This is a genomic window from Bacillus sp. P4_D3 (assembly GCF_056401855.1).
Genome location: NZ_JBFUIN010000941.1, coordinates 1 through 1,045, shown reverse-complemented (window position 1 = coordinate 1,045; position 1,045 = coordinate 1). Strand labels below are relative to the sequence as shown.

General features: G+C 31.2%; 1 protein-coding gene and 1 pseudogene. Both read right to left on the bottom strand.

The window, feature by feature from the left end:
* Nucleotides 1–186 precede the first annotated feature (186 nt).
* Nucleotides 187–654, bottom strand: coding sequence for a DUF2306 domain-containing protein (locus tag AC1DTM_RS28180; protein WP_016104982.1), 468 nt, complete (start codon nucleotides 652–654; stop codon nucleotides 187–189).
* Nucleotides 655–821: 167 nt separating this feature from the next.
* Nucleotides 822–980: pseudogene (locus tag AC1DTM_RS28175) on the bottom strand (GntR family transcriptional regulator); the annotation flags it as partial.
* Nucleotides 981–1,045: the final 65 nt, after the last annotated feature.

Genomic DNA, 1,045 nt, shown 5'->3' with positions numbered 1-1,045 from the left:
ACGGGATGTTTACTAATTATCCAGATCGTTTGGATACACTTATGCCTTAAAGAAACAGAAATAAAAGGAATCCAAAAGCTTGGATTCCTTTTATTTTTCTTCCATTCCATGTCCTTAGTGCAAAAACAAAATATTCAATTCACTACATAGAATATCAAAAAAAATTAGAAAGTAACCAAAATACAATTAATTTTTCATTTGTTTTTTATATTTTTTTGATACACTGGCTACGAGAGGAATACCGATTAACGTCGGTAAAAACCAAAACCATATAGGCGGCAGTAAATTAATAATGGGAATATGAATTCCGACGTTTACTAAAAGTGCGGTAACGGCACCGATATAGGAGCCTAACATACCTCTAATATGGTGATGAATCCAATTTTTCCAACGCTTTTTTCCTGCAAGATAGCCATAAATCGCAAATGAATAAGAGAAAATTGCTACATAAAATAAATATGCGATTTTATCCCAATTTATAATAGACAATATAATTGCAGTAAGAGTTATTACAACATAGGATGCATGATATATTTCGCCCCATTCCGTATGTTTCCCTTTCTTTTTTTGAGCAAGCATAGCTACAATTCCCGTAATTAAACATATGGTTCCAAATAATATGTGAATGGTCAAAAGAATATTGAAAATGCTCATAATAATTCCTCCTTTTTATTTTTATAGTATTGCAGTATAGGAGAAAAGTTGAATAACATTGTTAGTTCGACTTAATATATTGAAATAAGGGTATCTTTTGTGTGAGCGCTAAGGATTGTAGTAAATAAGATATAACAAAAATCCTCTTTACATTAAAGAGGATTTTTTTATTCCATCAGCTCACGGATCAATTCACTTAATATATAAATACCTTGAGTAAATTGTTCAGGCGAAGCATATCCATACGATAAACGAATGTACTAATCTGATTTCTCTTCATAAATTTGTCCCGGATTTAAAAGAATTCCCTTTGATAATGCTTCTGAAGCAACAAGTTCTTTATATTTAACACCAGTAGCTGCATGTATTATCGCTTGGATATGGTTAGGTG